This window comes from Streptomyces olivoverticillatus, assembly GCF_014203555.1.
GTDB classification, from domain to species: Bacteria; Actinomycetota; Actinomycetes; order Streptomycetales; family Streptomycetaceae; genus Streptomyces; species Streptomyces olivoverticillatus.
The window spans coordinates 96027-110629 of sequence record NZ_JACHJH010000006.1; the positions used below are offsets into that span (position 1 = coordinate 96027).

Here is a 14603-nt window from a genome sequence, read left to right on the forward strand (position 1 = left end):
GTGCTCAGCCCTCCTGCAGGGTGGTGAGGCCGTTGTCGATGAAGAGCGGGACGAGCTGCCCGATACGGTCGAAGCCCGCGCCGACGGTCTGCCCGAGGGTGTAGCGGTAGTGGATGCCTTCGAGGATGACGGCGAGCTTGAAGTAGGCGAAGGCGGTGTACCAGGGCAGGGCCGTGACGTCCCGGCCCGAGCCCGCGGCGTAGCGCTCGACGATCTCGGCGGGCTCGGGGTGCCCCGGGGCGCCGCGCGTGGTGGTCAGCGGCGAGCCGGGCACGTCCTGCTGCTCGCTGTACATCACCAGCAGGCCGAGGTCGGTGAGCGGGTCGCCGAGCGTGGACATCTCCCAGTCCAGCACGGCCGTGACGGTGTCGTCGGCGCCGACGAGGACGTTGTCGAGCCGGTAGTCGCCGTGCACGACGGTGGGCGCGGGGGAGTGGGGCAGCGCCAGGCCCAGCGCCTGGTGCAGCGCGTCGATGCCGGGCAGGTCGCGGTTGCGCGACGCCTCCAGCTGCTTGCCCCAGCGGCGCAACTGCCGTTCCAGGAAGCCGTCGGGCCGCCCGAAGTCCGCGAGCCCCACTTCGTGCGGATCCACGGCGTGCAGACGGACGAGGGTGTCGGCCAGGCCCAGGACGACCGTGCGGGTGCGGTCCGGGCCGATGGCGGCGAGCTGCTCCGCCGTGCGGTAGGGCGTGCCCTCGGCGAACTCCATGACGTAGAAGGGCGATCCGATGACGTCCTCGTCCTCGCACAAGAGCACCGTCTCCGGCACCGGGACGTCCGTCGTGCGCAGCGCGCTGATCACCCGGTGCTCGCGCCGCATGTCGTGCGCGGTGGCGAGCACATGGCCCAGCGGCGGCCTGCGCACCACCCAGCGCCGGACGCCGTCGCCGACCGCGTAGGTGAGGTTGGACCGCCCCCCTTCGACCAGCTCGGCGCCGAGCGGCCCGGCCACCAGGCCCGGCCGCTCCCGGTCCAGGTGTGCGCGCAGCCGTTCCAGGTCGAGGCCCGGGGGGTTGCCCTTGCTCATCGAGTGCTCCTCTGCGGGGAGTCGGGCTGATCGCCGTACGTGCGTACGGCCCTGGATCATGATGCCGACCGGTCGGTATGGCGTCCAGGGCCCCGGAGCACTCTCCCGTAGCGAAGCGCCTCAGGCGTGACAGGCCATCGGTTTCCCGCCGTTCATCGTCATCATGTCGCCCAGCACCGTGGCCAGATCCAGCGGCGCCCCCGGCGGCAGCCCGTCCAGCTCGGCGTAGGCGCGGTGCAGATTGCCGACCAGGCGCTCGCTCTCGCGCAGCGCGGCGAACTCGCCGAGGTCGGCGCCGCGCGCGGCCTCCAGTGGAGTGCGCCCGGCGGCGTGGGAGGTGCGGGCCAGGTCGTCGACGAAGCGCAGATAGCCCTCGATGGTGTCGTAGACGCCGGGGTCGGTCACCCGGCCGTGGCCGGGCACGACGGTCTCCGCGTCGAGCGCCCGCAGCGCCTCCAGTGCGCGCAGCGAGCCGCTGAGCGAGCCCATGACGATGAAGGGGGTGCCGCCCTCGAAGATGAGGTCGCCGGTGAAGACGACGCGCTGCTCGGGCAGCCAGGCGATCGTGTCGCCGACGGTGTGCGCCGTCCCCGGGTGCAGCAGCCGCACCTCGGTCTCGCCCAGGTGGAGGGTGAGCTCGTCGGTGTAGGTGAGCGTGGGCGCGCTGACCTCGATGTCGCCGTAGTCGACGGAGGGCCAGATGGCGTGCAGTTGCAGCCCCTCGGCCAGGGTCTCGCGGCGGCACGCGACGTGCCCGACGACGGTGGCCTCGGGGGTGAAGACGCAGTTGCCGTAGGTGTGGTCGCCGTGGTGGTGGGTGTTGACCACCAGGGAGGGCCGCGGCGCCCCGCTCTCCTCGACCGCGTCGCGCAGCAGCCGGGCCCGCCGCTCGGTGGCGGCGGTGTCGATCAGCAGGGTGCGGCCGCCGCCGGTGACGAACCCGGCGTTGTTCAGGCACCAGCCCCCGTCCGGCTGGACGAAGGCGCTCACGCCCGGCGCGAGCGTGACGGTGTAAGGCTGGTACGTGCTGTCGGTCGTCGTTCCCACGCGTGCCTCCCCGGTGCGGTCCGTCTCTCGGAGCCGACTGCCCGTCAGAATACGGGCGCGGGGCAAGGCCGCCGTGCGCGCGGTCAGGCCCGGTGCTCCAGGTCCGGGCGGAGCCGCTCCAGCAGCCGGTAGAGGGTGCTGCGCTCGTCCTCGTCGAGGGCGTCGAGCGCGCTGTGCGTGGCCTGCATCTCGTCCCGCACCCGGCGGATGGTCTCGACGCCCTCCTCGGTGGCCACCACGTTCTTCACCCGGCGGTCGGAGGGGTCGGGCTCGCGCCGGACCAGGCCGCGCGCTTCGAGACGGTCCACGATGCCGGTGACGTTGGAGGCGTCGCAGACCAGCACGGTGGCCAGGCCGCGCATCGGCACCGGGCCCTTGAGCTGGGCGAGCAGCTTGGCCTGGACGGAGGTGAGGCCGTGCCGGGCGGCGGTGGCCGCGAAGTCCTGCCACTGGGCGGTGCCGAGCGCCGCGACGAGCTCCAGGAGCTGGGCCTTGGTCGGGGGCGAAGGGGTGCCGGTCATGGGTGAAGTGTACTCAAGAGCTTGAAGCTCTAAATCATTAACTTGACTACCTGAAGTATTCCGCCGTAACGTAGGCCCAGTTGCTTGACGATCTCAAGCATCAACGTCGTGAAGTAACCAGATGGACCCCAAAGGACTCCGCATTCCCATGACCTCCCAAGCGCCCGCCACGCCCGGCAGCCGGCGGAACGAGACGGTGATCGTCTTCGCCCTGAGCCTGGCCGCCATGGTCGTCTCGATGATGCAGACCCTGGTGGTGCCGATCCTCGGCCTGATCCAGAAGGACCTGCACACCACCTCGGCCAACGTCAGCTGGGTCACCACCGCCACCCTGCTCTCCGCGGCCGTCTTCACCCCGCTGCTCGGCCGCTTCGGCGACCAGCACGGCAAGAAGAAGACGCTCGTCGGCGTGCTGATCGTCATGGTCGCCGGGTCCGTCCTCGCCGCCGTGACGCACTCCCTGCTCTGGCTGATCGTCGGCCGGGTGCTCCAGGGCGCCGCGACCGCGATCTTCCCGCTGGCGCTCTCCGTGCTGCGCGAGGAGGTCCGCCCGGCCAAGCTGCCCGGCGCCATGGCCATGGTCAGCGGCACCCTCGCCTTCGGCAGCGGCCTGGCGCTCGTCGCCACCGGCCTGCTCACCTCCGGCGACAACCCCGACTACCGCAGCGCCTTCTGGCTGGCCACCGGCCTCGCCGCGCTCGCCCTGCTCGCCGTCGTCACCCTCGTCCCGGCCACCCGGGAGACCACCGGCGGACGCACCGACGTGCTCGGCGCGCTCAGCCTGGCCGCCACCCTCGTCCTGCTCCTGCTGCCCATCACCCAGGGCCACGAGTGGGGCTGGTCCTCCGCCCGTACGATCGGCTGCTTCGTGGGCGCCGCCGTGATGGCCGCCGTCTGGACGCTGGTCGAGCGCAAGGTGCGCGAGCCGCTGGTCGACATGAAGATGTTCGTCCACCGCCCGGTGCTCTTCGCCAACCTCTCCGGCCTGCTCGTCGGCTTCGGCTCCTTCGCCCTCTTCATCGGCGTCTCCTACCTGGTCCAGATGCCGTCGAAGATCACGGGCTACGGCTTCGACGCCAGCGTGCTGCGCGCCTCCGTCGAGTTCCTGCTGCCCAGCACCGTCGTCTCGCTGCTCGCGGCCCCCGTCGGCGGCCAGCTCGTCCGCCACAAGGGCCCCCGCCTGGTGCTGCTGCTCGCCTCGCTGATCGGCACCGCCGGCTTCGTGTGGATCGCGCTCGACCACGAGCACGCCTTCTCGGTGATCGCCGCCGGCATGTTCGTCGGCGCCGCCATCAGCTTCGGCTACGCGGCCATGCCCGCCGTGATCGTCACCAGCGTGCCGCACCACCAGACCGGCATAGCCAACGGCATCAACTCCATCTCCCGCTCCACCGGCAGCGCCATCGGCAGCGCGATGATCACCACGGTCCTCGCCTCCAAGAGCATCGCCCACCTGCCGCCCGGCGCGCCCAAGCTGCCCGCCGAGAGCCAGTTCACGCTCACCTTCGTCATCGCGGGGACCGCCTTCGCGCTGGTCTCCGTGGTGGCCGGGCTGGGCCTGCGCACCATCCACGGCCCGCGGGCAGCGGTGGCGGGCTCGGCCGCCGCGTCCGAGGCTGAAACCGCACCCGCCACCCGCTGAGTCACGCCACCGAGCACGGAGGAGCACCACGATGAAGGCTGTCAGCTACCGCGTCTACGGCGGCCCCGAGGTCCTCGAATACGGGGAGCTGCCCAAGCCCAAGGTGGGCCCGGACTCCGTCCTGGTCCGGGTGAAGGCGGCGGCCGTCAACCCCGTCGACTGGAAGGCCCAGGCGGGCTACCTGGAACCGCTGCTCGACGCGGTCTTCCCCGTGATCCCCGGCTGGGACGTCTCCGGCGTGGTCGTCGCCGTGGGCTCCGACGTTCCCGAGTTCCAGGAGGGCGACGAGGTCATCGGCTACGTACGCGAGGACGTCCTCTCCCGCGGTACCTTCGCGGAGTACGTGGCGGCCCCGGTGCGCACCCTGGCCCGCAAGCCCGCCGGCCTCAGCCACGAGGAGGCGGCCGGCCTCCCGCTGGCCGGCCTGACCGCCTACCAGGCGCTGAAGGCCGTGGGGGCCGCCTCGGGCGACACCGTCCTGGTGCACGCCGCCGCCGGCGGGGTGGGCTCGATGGCCGTCCAGCTCGCACGCCACTTCGGCGCCCGCGTCATCGGCACCGCCAGCGAGCGCAACCACGACTACCTGCGCGCGCTGGGCGCCGAGCCCGTCGTCTACGGGGACGGGCTGACCGAGCGCGTACGGGCCCTGGCGCCCGAGGGCGTCGACGTCGTCCTCGACCTGGTCGGCGGCGGCGTGATCCGTACCTCGGCCGAGGTGAGCGCGCCCGGCGCCCGGCTGGTCTCCATCGCCGACCCGGAGGTGGCCGACCTCAACGGCCGCCTGCTGTGGGTGCGCCCCGACGCCGACGACCTGACCGCGCTGAGCCACCTGGCGGAGCAGGGCGTCCTCTCGGTCGAGGTGGCGGAGGTCTTCCCGCTGGAGAAGACGGCGGACGCGCAGCGCCTGAGCGCCCAGGGCCACACCCGGGGCAAGATCGTGGTGACGGTGCCCTAGGGCGTGTCCGATGGGTCGGCACAGGCCCCGCGACTCCCCCAGCTACCGCTGGGAGGTGCCCCCGGCACGGCACCTCGCTGCGTTGTCGCACGACCCGAGTACGCCCAGTACGCGGGTCATGCTCCGCCTTGCGATGCTCCCCCAGCTACCGCTGGGAGGTGCCCCCAGCGCCAGACGCCGCGGGACCCGCACTGACCCATCGGACACGCCCTAGCGCGTGCCGGAGGCCGAGGGCATCGCCCTCAGCCTCCGGTAGGCCTCGAAGCCGTCCGGCACCCAGTCCCACTCGCCGAGCCGCTGCGCCAGCTCCGCCTCGGAGAGGAAGGCGTGCCAGGCCACCTCTTCCTCCTGGGGGCTGACCGGCAGCGCGCACCGAACCTCATACACCGCCGACCACCAGCTGTGCTCGGCGGTTTCGTACAGGAACCGGAAGAGCGGCACGGGGGCCGGGAGGCCGCTGACGCCCAGCTCCTCCTCGGCCTCGCGCAGGGCCGCCTCGTCGTAGGTCTCGCCCGCGCCGACGACCCCGCCCACGAACATGTCGTAGCGGGAGGGGAAGACGAGCTTGCGGTCGGTGCGGCGGTGCACGAAGATCCGCCCCCGGGGATCCCGGGCAAGGACGAAGACGCACCGGTGCCGCAACCGCCGGGCGTAGCTCTCGGCGCGCAGCGCCTGCCCGACGACCCGGTCGTGTTCGTCGACGATGTCCAGCAGTTCGTCTTCCGCGAGCGGTCGCTGATCGGTCATGGCCCCATCCAACCAGCCGGTGCGCTTCTTGGTCAGTGCGGCTGGAGGTCGCGCATCCGCCCGGTCTCGGCCATTCCCGAGGGCATCGCCGGATGCCGGCCGATCAGCACGATCCCGACCACGATGGCCGCCAGGCCCGCCGCCTCCCAGGCCAGCGCCCCGGGCGTGGTCCGCAGCCGGTCGCCCATGAAGCCGACCCCGCAGGCGATCCCCGCCAGCGGCTGGGCGGCGGTCAGCGCGGGCAGCGACATCCGCAGCGGGGCCGTCTCGAAGGCGCTCTGCACCAGCACCAGCCCCGTGACGCCGAGGGCCAGCACCCCGTACGGATGCCAGCTGGTGACGAGCACCGGCCAGCCGCCGTGCGCCCACTGCTCGCCGCTGACCCGGGTCAGCGCGTCCTGGACGCCGTAGAGCAGCCCGGCGGCCACCGCCAGCAGCGCGGCCTCCGTGCTCATCCGCACCCGCTTGGAGACGGCGGCGAGCAGCATCGCCGTGCCCACCATCACCCCGATGATCAGCCAGTGCCGCAGCGGGTCGGTGACGGTGTCGCCGCTGTGCGGGCGGCCCGCGACGATGAACGCCGTCACCCCGCCGGCCAGCAGCCACAGTCCGCCCCAGCCCGTCCGGCCGAGCGGCTGTTTCGTCTGGTACCGCGAGAGGGCCATGGCGAACAGCAGGTTCGTCGCCAGCAGGGGCTCCACCAGCGACACCTCGCCCCCGCTCAGCGCCACCGCGCCCAGCGCCATCCCGCAGACCATCAGCGCGATGCCCGCCAGCCAGCGGGGCATCCGCATCAGGTCGAGCAGCAGGCGCAGGGAGAGGAAGTCGCTCATCGGGGCCCGCTGGGCGGCGTTCTGCTGGAGAACGAAGCCCACACCCAGACAGGCCGCCGCGCCGACGGCGAAGGCGAAGATCATCACGTCGTGCACCTCAAGACCGGCCGGTCGTAGGAGACTTGACAGAAAAACGATAGCCGCCTTGTGGGCGGAGTGACGTCCGAGTACCCCTCTTTCGGCCGTTCATCCAGTCGAACGGTGGACCGGAGTCGGAAGTGCCGCACAAGAGAGGGGTGAGTGTCGAATGTATGTACGTCGTATGTACGTGCGGATGGGCAGTGCCGCCGAGGCGCTCCGCCGTCGACCCGCGCCGCCAACTGGAGCTGACGGCACGTCACTTGACGTGATGTCAGTACAAGACCGGCCTTGACGCGGAGCCGTGACTACCGGTTTGCTGTGCGTGATGGGGAATACCTGTTCACGGACGCCGGGCTGTGGCGCCCGGAGGGGACGCACGCCGTGGAGGGAGCACGCCGATGACGCCCCCACCCCCCTTGGGTCGTCCCCGGTACAAGGGCGGGCCGACCTTCGATCCGGTCCTGGACGACACCGAGCTGGCCACGGTCCGTGATGCCCTGGCCCGGGGGCGCTGGGGTGAGGCCCGGCAGCTCCTCGCCCGCACCGGCGACGACTGGGACCGCCGCGGCCACCGCCTCGTCGTCCTCGCCGAAGGGGGCAGCAGCCTCGCCTGGGCCCGCGACTGGCAGCTGGCCGAGCCCGACAGCCCCGACGCCGCCCTCCTCCTCGCCTGCGCCACCGTCTTCCGCGCCCTGCAGGGCAAGGACCAGCCCGATGCGGCCCGCGCCCTGTGCCTGACCGCCGCCCGGATGGCCCCCCGCGACCCGACCCCCTGGCTCTGCGCCCTTATCCTCGCCCGCCGCACCGGCACCGACGACGAGCGCGTCCGCGCCTTCGACCAGGTCCGCGCACGCCACCGCGACCACCACCACGCGCACCACCTGATGGCCGCCTGCCTGGCCGAACACCAGGAGGGCGACCGCGACGACCCGCTCCACGAGGTCTACGACTTCGCCTCCTGGGCCGCCGAGCAGGCCCCCGCCGACTCGCCCCTGGCCGTCCTGCCCGTCGTGGCCCACGCCGAGCGCTACCGCGTCCTGGCCCGCGCCGGAGTCGAACCGGCCGACCCCGCCCGCTCGGGCCACTGGACCACCCGCCGTGCCCGCCAGGTGATGAAGGCCGCCTTCGACTGGTGGCTCGAATGGGACACCGACGAAGAAGGGCCGGACGCGGCGGACAGCACCGCCGCCACCCACCCCCGGCGCAAGGTCGACCTGAACTACCTCGCCCACGCCAAACTGCACGAAGGCCGGCTCGCCGAAGCCGCCGCCCTGCTCACCCGCATCGGCCCGCACGCCACCCACGCCCCCTGGTGCTACCCCGACCGGGACCCGCGGGGGGCGTTCCGGGCCGCCCGCCGCGCCGCCCTCGGCGCGGCCTGACGCCGAGGGCGGCACCCCCGACCCGCTCACCCCATGGGAAGGACGACCCCGCCATGCCGACGGGCACCACGAGCGAGATCAGCACCTATCTGGGGCAGGGCAGACGGCTGCGCGCCAACCGGATAGGAGTGCCGGGGCTCCTGCTGTCGGTCGTCGCCGCCAGCGCTCCCCTGATGGTCACGGCGGGCGTCATGCCCACCATCTACGGCACGATGGGCATCGTCGGCCAGCCCCTGCTCTTCGTCATCCTCGGCGTCGTGCTGACCCTCTTCAGCTTCGGATACGCCGAGATGAGCCGGCACGTCCACAACGCCGGCGCCTTCTACGCCTACATCGCCCGCGGCCTCGGAGGCACCGCCGGAGCCGCCGCCTCCGTCGTCGCCCTGGTCGCCTACAGCGCCATGCAGTTCGGGATCTACGGCCTGTTCGGCTTCGAACTCTCCGGGCTCCTCGGCGAACACCTCGGCCTGAACGTCGGCTGGTGGGTGCCCGCCACCGCCGCCGTGCTCGCCGTCGGCGCGCTCGGCTGGCTCAAGATAGACCTCAACGCCAAGGTCCTGGGCGCCTCGCTCCTCGTCGAATGCGCCATGGTCGTCGTTTTCGACGTCGCCGGGATCGCCCAACCCGGCCGGGACGGCTTCTCGCTGCACGCCTTCGACCCCACCACCCTCGGCGGCGCGGGCCTGGGCACCGCGCTCTCCTTCACCATCGCCTCCTTCGTCGGCTTCGAACAGGCCGCCGTCTACGCCGAGGAGACCAGCCGCCCCCACGTCGTCGTCGCCCGGGTGACCTTCCTCGCCGTCGGCTTCGTCGCCCTCTTCTTCGCCCTCTCCTCCTGGGCGCTGAGCGTGGCTGCCGGACCTTCCCGGATCACCGCCCTGGCGCAGCAGGAGGGGCCGGGCCTGCTCTTCACCCTCACCGAAGCGCGGTTCGGCGCCGCCTTCACCGACGTCATGCACCTCTTCTACGTGACCGGCATGTTCGCCGCCATGCTCAGCTTCCACAACGTCGTCGCCCGCTACGCCTTCGCCATGGGCCGTGAGGGCCTGCTGCCCGCCGCCGTCGGTCGCACCTCCCGCTCCAGCGGCGCACCCGCCTACGGCTCCCTGCTGCAGAGCGTCGTCTCCCTGCTGGCCGTCGTGGTGTTCGCGGCCACCGACCACCGGCCGCACGGCGACCCCACCGCGCCCGTCCTGCGCCTGTTCACCTGGATGGGCAACATCGGCGCGCTCGGCGTGATCGTCCTCATGGCCACCGCCTGCGCCGCCGTCATCGCCTTCTTCGTGCGCCGCGGAGCGGGCCGGGCGCAGGCCCCGCGGCTGATCGCCTCCGGCCTGGCCGGGCTCGCCCTGCTGGTGATCGTCGGCTGTGCAGTCGAGGACTTCGACGTGCTGCTCGGCGCCGACCCCGGCCCGGTGCTGCGCTGGATCCTTCCGGGCATCGTCGGCGCCTCGGTCCTCCTCGGGGTGGTCTACGGACTGCTGCTGCGACACCTGCGGCCCGAGGTGCACGCCCGCATCGGGCTGGGCAACGAGGCGTTCCTGCTCGACAAGGCGGCGGCCTCCCGCCTGACCCGAAAGGCTTCCTCATGACGTGCTGCCACCGGCCGACGGGGAAGGCGCCCTCAGCCCTCCAGCGCCTTGCCGACCCGCCGCGACACCGTGAACGCGTACAGATCCAGCACCCCCGGCGGCTCGGCCAGCCCCGGGCCGCCGGCCCGGACCCACTCGGCGATGTCCGCCAGGGCGCCGTCGTCGTTGACCAGCCCCAGCCACACCGGCCGCCCGCCTGCCGCGCGCCCCGCCGCCGACGGCTGCACCACCATCACATTCGCCTGGTCGCACACGTCCAGGCACTCCGACGCCCGCACCCGGGCCGCATCCCCCACGGCACCGCGCAGCCGGGCGATCTGCCCCGCGTGGTCGACACCCGGCACCTTGCGGGCGTCACCACAGCAGCAGCCGCGGCAGACCGTTATCCGGCAGGGGGCGGCGGCGGACGGTGCGGCACGGCGGGAGCTGTTGGAGATCATCCGCCCGATGATACGCAAGGCCGGTTGGCCGGCCCGCCGTTGAGAGGAACGCCTCATGGCGGGCCCGGCGCCCTAGGGAACCGCGCGGATCAGCACGAGCGAGCCGACCAGGGACGGCTGCCCGCGCAGGGCGCCGTGCCGCTCGTCCCACGCCCCGCTGTCGAGGTCGCGGCGGAGCCGGTCCGTGTACCGCTCCGCCACGTCCGCCTCGACGAAGCTCCACGCCGAGCACGCCTGCCGGGCCCCGGGGTCCAGCAGGCGCTCGGGGCGGGCGTAGTACGCCTCGTTGAAGCCGTCGCTGCAGTCCGCGGGGACCGGCACCGGCTCGACCGTGGTCCGGCCGCCGAGCGCCCGGGTGATGTCCTCGACCGCCGGATACCGCCGGGCCTCGGTGTCCAGCACGAGCGGGGCATAGTCGTACAGCCAGAACTCCCGTACGAGGTCCGGGTCGCAGGTCAGGACGGCCACGGGGCCGCGCGTCACGCGCCGCATCTCCCGCAGGCCGGCCTTCAGGTCGCTCCACTGGTGCACGCTGAAGGTGGTCATCGCGGCGTCGAACGCGCCGTCGTCGAACGGCAGCCGCTCGGCCACGGCGTCCACGGCGGTCGGTAGATGCGCGGGCCGCTGGGCCCGCATCGACGCCGACGGCTCCACCGCCGTCACCAGCGCCCCGGCCGGCTCGTACGACCCGGCCCCCGCCCCCACGTTGATCACGGTACGGGCGTCGCCCAGGGCCCGGGAAACCGCCGCCGCGATGCGCGGATCGGGCCGGCGGTAGCGGCTGTAACCCGCGCCGATCGTGCCGTAGTCCGCGTCCCCCGCGCTGCCGTCGGCCGCCCGGCCGGTCGCATGTTCGGTCATGATCCTGAACCTATCCCCGCCGTCAATGCCCCGGGGCGCCCGCAAGACCCCCCGGAAACGCAGAAAAACCCCAGCTGAGCTGGGGTTTTTCGTTGGTGTCCGAGGGGGGACTTGAACCCCCACGCCCGATAAAGGGCACTAGCACCTCAAGCTAGCGCGTCTGCCATTCCGCCACCCGGACTAGGTGTCTGTCTCTGCGGGGTGTTCCCCGCGGCGACATGGAAAACAATAGCAAACATCCGGACGTGCTCGATCACCCGGACGCCGCAGCCCCCGGCAGGGGGTCGGCGCCGCGGAACATTGCGGGCGCATGTCGGCGGCATTACGGCCTTGGGCCCGCGGAGCGGGGGAGGCAGGATGGCGGTGGACCACGTCGGGGCCCGCCGCGGGCGGGACCCGGCAGCGAACCACGAGGAGGCAGCGTGAGCGAGTCGAAGCCGGCCACCGCCGGCCCGGGCAAGGGCGCCGAGGCAGAGGTCACGGACCTCTGCCGGGACCTGATCCGGATCGACACCAGCAACTACGGCGACCACTCCGGACCGGGTGAGCGAGCCGCCGCCGAATACGTGGCCGAGAAGCTCGCCGAGGTCGGTCTCGAACCGCAGATCTTCGAGTCGCACCCCGGCAGGGCCTCGACCGTGGCCCGGATCGAGGGCGCCGACCCGTCCCGCCCGGCGCTGCTCATCCACGGCCACACCGACGTCGTGCCGGCCAACGCCGACGACTGGACCCACCACCCCTTCGCCGGCGAGATCGCCGACGGGTGTGTATGGGGCCGCGGCGCGGTCGACATGAAGGACATGGACGCGATGACCCTCGCGGTCGTCCGCGACCGGCTGCGCACCGGGCGCAAGCCCCCGCGCGACATCGTGCTCGCCTTCCTCGCCGACGAGGAGGCCGGCGGCATCTACGGCGCCCGGCACCTGGTCGACAAGCACCCCGGCCTCTTCGAAGGCGTCACCGAGGCCATCGGCGAGGTCGGCGGCTTCTCCTTCACCGTCAACGAGAACCTGCGGCTCTATCTGATCGAGACCGCCCAGAAGGGCATGCACTGGATGCGGCTCACCGTGGACGGCACGGCGGGCCACGGCTCGATGACCAACAAGGACAACGCCATCACCGAGCTGTGCGAGGCGGTCGGCAGGCTGGGGCGGCACGAGTTCCCGGTCCGGGTGACCAAGTCCGTGCGGTCCTTCCTCGACGAGCTCTCCGACGCCCTCGGCACCCCGCTCGACCCCGAGGACATGGAGGCCACGCTCGCCAAGCTCGGCGGCATCGCCAAGATGATCGGCACCACGCTGCGCAACTCCGCGGCCCCCACGATGCTGGGCGCCGGGTACAAGGTGAACGTCATCCCCGGGCAGGCCACCGCGCACGTCGACGGACGGTTCCTGCCGGGGTACGAGGAGGAGTTCCTCGCCGACCTCGACCGGATCCTGGGCCCGCGCGTCAAGCGGGAGGACGTCCACGCGGACAAGGCGCTGGAGACGAGCTTCGACGGCGACCTCGTCGAGGCCATGCAGTCGGCGCTCAAGGCCGAGGACCCCATCGCGCGCGCCGTGCCGTACATGCTCTCCGGCGGTACCGACGCCAAGCACTTCGACAACCTCGGTGTGCGCTGCTTCGGCTTTGCGCCGCTGCAGTTGCCGCCCGAACTGGATTTCGCCGGAATGTTCCACGGAGTTGACGAACGCGTGCCCGTCGATGGTCTGAAATTCGGGGTGCGCGTGCTGGACCGTTTCATCGATCAGAGCTGAGAACCGCTCCGAATCCACCCTCCTCTGCGCATTGTTGGCGCATCTTTAACCGGAAAGAGTGAACGCGGTCAGGGTTACGTAGCCCTATTACCTCCTCGTCGTTACAGGTGTGCGGTCCGCGGCTGGGACCGCAGTGCCAACAAGGAGGAATCCATGCTGAAGAAGGTCGTCGCCGTATCGGCTGCCACCGGCGGACTCGTGCTCGCGGGGGCGGGGCTCGCCGCCGCCAGCTCGGGCGCTCAGGGCGCTGCCGTGGGCTCTCCCGGCGTCGTCTCGGGCAACGTCATCCAGGTCCCTGTCGCGGTTCCGGTGAATGTTTGCGGCAACACCATCGACGTCGTCGGTCTGCTCAACCCCACGTTCGGCAACACCTGCATCAACAAGTGACGTTTTGTCCGAGCCCGTGAGGGAATGAGCCAAGCGGCTCCGGAGAGCGCCTCACGCGCCCCGGGGCCGCCGGGCTTTCGACTGGGCTTTCATGAGCGGGCATCTGGCCCGCCCGTAATCCGCATGGCAAAAGCAGAGGGGCAGAAGTAAATGCGACAGGTCAACAAAAAGGGCCTGCTCACCGTAGCGGCGGCGAGTGGAGTGCTCGCCGTCACCGGCGGTTACGCAATCGCGGACTCCGGCGCCCAGGGCGCCACCGCACACTCCCCGGGCGTCGCTTCCGGGAATACCGTCCAGGTGCCGGTCACTGTGCCGGTCAACGCCTGCGGCAACACCGTGAACGTGGTCGGCCTGCTCAACCCGGCCTCCGGCAACCGGTGTGTCAACGGCGGTGGCGGCTTCCACGGGCACGGCGGCAAGAAGGGCCACGGCGGCGGCTCCGCCCAGGCCCAGGGCAAGGCCGTCGGCTCGCCCGGCGTCCTCTCCGGCAACGTCGCCCAGGCGCCGGTCACTGTGCCGGTCAACGCCTGCGGCAACAGCGTCGACGTCATCGGCATCGGCAACCCCGCCAGCGGCAACGAGTGCGTGAACTCCGGGGGCGGCCACGGCTGGGAGGGCCACAGCCACCAGCCGCCGCACCGGGGGCAGCCCGGTCACCCGGGTCACCCTGGGCACCCCGGTCACCCGGGCACCCACGGCCCCGGCGGCCACCACAACCCGCCCGGCCACCCCGGGAACCCGGGCGAGCAGCAGCCCGGCCACAAGCCGCCGGCCGGCGAGCACAACCCGCCGGCCGCTCACCCGGGCAACCCGGGTGACCACGCGGTCAAGCCGGTCACCGCGGTGAAGGACGCCCACCGCCCGCAGGTGATGGACGCCCACCGCCCGGCCGGCGTGGCCGAGCAGGCCGCCCAGCTCGCGCACACCGGTGCGGGCCAGCTCGGTGCGGCCGGTGCGGCCAGCGCCGCGCTGCTGCTCGGCGGCGCGGTGCTCTACCGCCGCGCCCGCGGCGCGCAGGGCTGACGGACCGGCCCGGCGGCAGTGAGCCGCCGGGCCGGCCGCAGCGAAGGGAGCGGACCCCGCATCGGCGGGGCCCGCTCCCTTCCGCGTTCACCCCCGCATGCTCAGGGCGTTCGAACGTTCACCAGGTGGCGCGCAGCTGACGGATGATCCGGCGCCGCAGCCGCACCTTCCGGCTGCCGTCCGGGTAGAGGCGTAGTCGGTCCAACTCCCAGTGTCCGTACTCGGCGTGGTCGGTCAGCAGGCGTGTGGCTGCTCTCCGGGAGACCCCCCGGGGCACATACACATCACAGAATTCGTATTCCGGCATC

General features: G+C 72.3%; 15 protein-coding genes and 1 tRNA gene. 7 read left to right on the forward strand and 9 right to left on the reverse strand.

The window, feature by feature from the left end; translation table 11 throughout:
* Window positions 1-4: 4 nt before the first annotated feature.
* From FHS39_RS19895 to FHS39_RS19905, 3 genes are all read right to left on the reverse strand, one after another.
* A complete protein-coding gene (locus tag FHS39_RS19895; protein ID WP_184350726.1) occupies window positions 5-1027 on the reverse strand; it encodes a phosphotransferase family protein in 1023 nt (340 codons plus the stop codon).
* A gap of 120 nt (window positions 1028-1147) precedes the next feature.
* Window positions 1148-2074, reverse strand: coding sequence for an MBL fold metallo-hydrolase (locus tag FHS39_RS19900; RefSeq protein ID WP_184350727.1), 927 nt, complete (start codon window positions 2072-2074; stop codon window positions 1148-1150).
* A gap of 83 nt (window positions 2075-2157) precedes the next feature.
* Window positions 2158-2595, reverse strand: a complete 438-nt coding sequence (locus tag FHS39_RS19905) for a MarR family winged helix-turn-helix transcriptional regulator (protein WP_184350728.1) — start codon at window positions 2593-2595, stop codon at window positions 2158-2160.
* A 148-nt stretch (window positions 2596-2743) separates the two neighbouring features.
* On the opposite strand from FHS39_RS19905, the gene FHS39_RS19910 reads away from it, so the two are divergent.
* Together FHS39_RS19910 and FHS39_RS19915 are read left to right on the forward strand one after the other, a co-directional pair.
* Window positions 2744-4237: an MFS transporter gene (locus FHS39_RS19910; RefSeq protein ID WP_184350729.1), complete on the forward strand. Its 1494-nt coding sequence runs from the start codon at window positions 2744-2746 to the stop codon at window positions 4235-4237.
* 31 nt (window positions 4238-4268) lie between these two features.
* A complete protein-coding gene (locus FHS39_RS19915; protein ID WP_184350730.1) occupies window positions 4269-5192 on the forward strand; it encodes an NADP-dependent oxidoreductase in 924 nt (307 codons plus the stop codon).
* A gap of 210 nt (window positions 5193-5402) precedes the next feature.
* Here FHS39_RS19915 and FHS39_RS19920 read toward each other — a convergent pair whose 3' ends face one another.
* Window positions 5403-5939 carry an NUDIX hydrolase gene (locus FHS39_RS19920; RefSeq protein ID WP_045932291.1) on the reverse strand — a complete coding sequence of 179 codons (537 nt, stop codon included), beginning with the start codon at window positions 5937-5939 and terminating at the stop codon, window positions 5403-5405.
* A 32-nt stretch (window positions 5940-5971) separates the two neighbouring features.
* Window positions 5972-6856: a DMT family transporter gene (locus tag FHS39_RS19925; RefSeq protein ID WP_184351090.1), complete on the reverse strand. Its 885-nt coding sequence runs from the start codon at window positions 6854-6856 to the stop codon at window positions 5972-5974.
* A gap of 395 nt (window positions 6857-7251) precedes the next feature.
* Between FHS39_RS19925 and FHS39_RS19930 the strand changes: the two genes are divergently transcribed.
* Both FHS39_RS19930 and FHS39_RS19935 read left to right on the forward strand, forming a co-directional pair.
* A complete protein-coding gene (locus tag FHS39_RS19930; RefSeq protein ID WP_184350731.1) occupies window positions 7252-8235 on the forward strand; it encodes a hypothetical protein in 984 nt (327 codons plus the stop codon).
* Between the two features lie 53 nt (window positions 8236-8288).
* Complete coding sequence (locus FHS39_RS19935) at window positions 8289-9827, forward strand: APC family permease (RefSeq protein WP_184350732.1); 1539 nt, start codon at window positions 8289-8291, stop codon at window positions 9825-9827.
* A gap of 32 nt (window positions 9828-9859) precedes the next feature.
* Here the strand turns inward: FHS39_RS19935 and FHS39_RS19940 are convergent, their stop codons facing one another.
* The 3 genes from FHS39_RS19940 to FHS39_RS19950 form a co-directional block, all read right to left on the reverse strand.
* On the reverse strand, window positions 9860-10267 hold the full coding sequence (locus FHS39_RS19940) for a (2Fe-2S) ferredoxin domain-containing protein (protein WP_184350733.1): 408 nt from the start codon (window positions 10265-10267) through the stop codon (window positions 9860-9862).
* Window positions 10268-10339: 72 nt separating this feature from the next.
* Window positions 10340-11128, reverse strand: a complete 789-nt coding sequence (locus FHS39_RS19945; RefSeq protein ID WP_184350734.1) for a class I SAM-dependent methyltransferase — start codon at window positions 11126-11128, stop codon at window positions 10340-10342.
* A gap of 93 nt (window positions 11129-11221) precedes the next feature.
* Window positions 11222-11309, reverse strand: a tRNA-Leu gene (locus tag FHS39_RS19950).
* Window positions 11310-11550: 241 nt separating this feature from the next.
* Here FHS39_RS19950 and FHS39_RS19955 point away from each other — a divergent pair.
* The 3 genes from FHS39_RS19955 (at window position 11551) to FHS39_RS19965 (ending at window position 14295) form a co-directional block, all read left to right on the forward strand.
* On the forward strand, window positions 11551-12885 hold the full coding sequence (locus FHS39_RS19955; RefSeq protein ID WP_184350735.1) for a M20/M25/M40 family metallo-hydrolase: 1335 nt from the start codon (window positions 11551-11553) through the stop codon (window positions 12883-12885).
* A gap of 153 nt (window positions 12886-13038) precedes the next feature.
* Window positions 13039-13272: a chaplin gene (locus tag FHS39_RS19960; RefSeq protein ID WP_184350736.1), complete on the forward strand. Its 234-nt coding sequence runs from the start codon at window positions 13039-13041 to the stop codon at window positions 13270-13272.
* 150 nt (window positions 13273-13422) lie between these two features.
* Window positions 13423-14295, forward strand: a complete 873-nt coding sequence (locus tag FHS39_RS19965) for a chaplin (RefSeq protein WP_184350737.1) — start codon at window positions 13423-13425, stop codon at window positions 14293-14295.
* A gap of 118 nt (window positions 14296-14413) precedes the next feature.
* Here FHS39_RS19965 and FHS39_RS19970 read toward each other — a convergent pair whose 3' ends face one another.
* Entirely contained in the window at window positions 14414-14602 is a 189-nt protein-coding gene (locus tag FHS39_RS19970) for a DUF5703 family protein (RefSeq protein ID WP_045932285.1), read from the reverse strand.
* Window position 14603 lies beyond the last annotated feature (1 nt).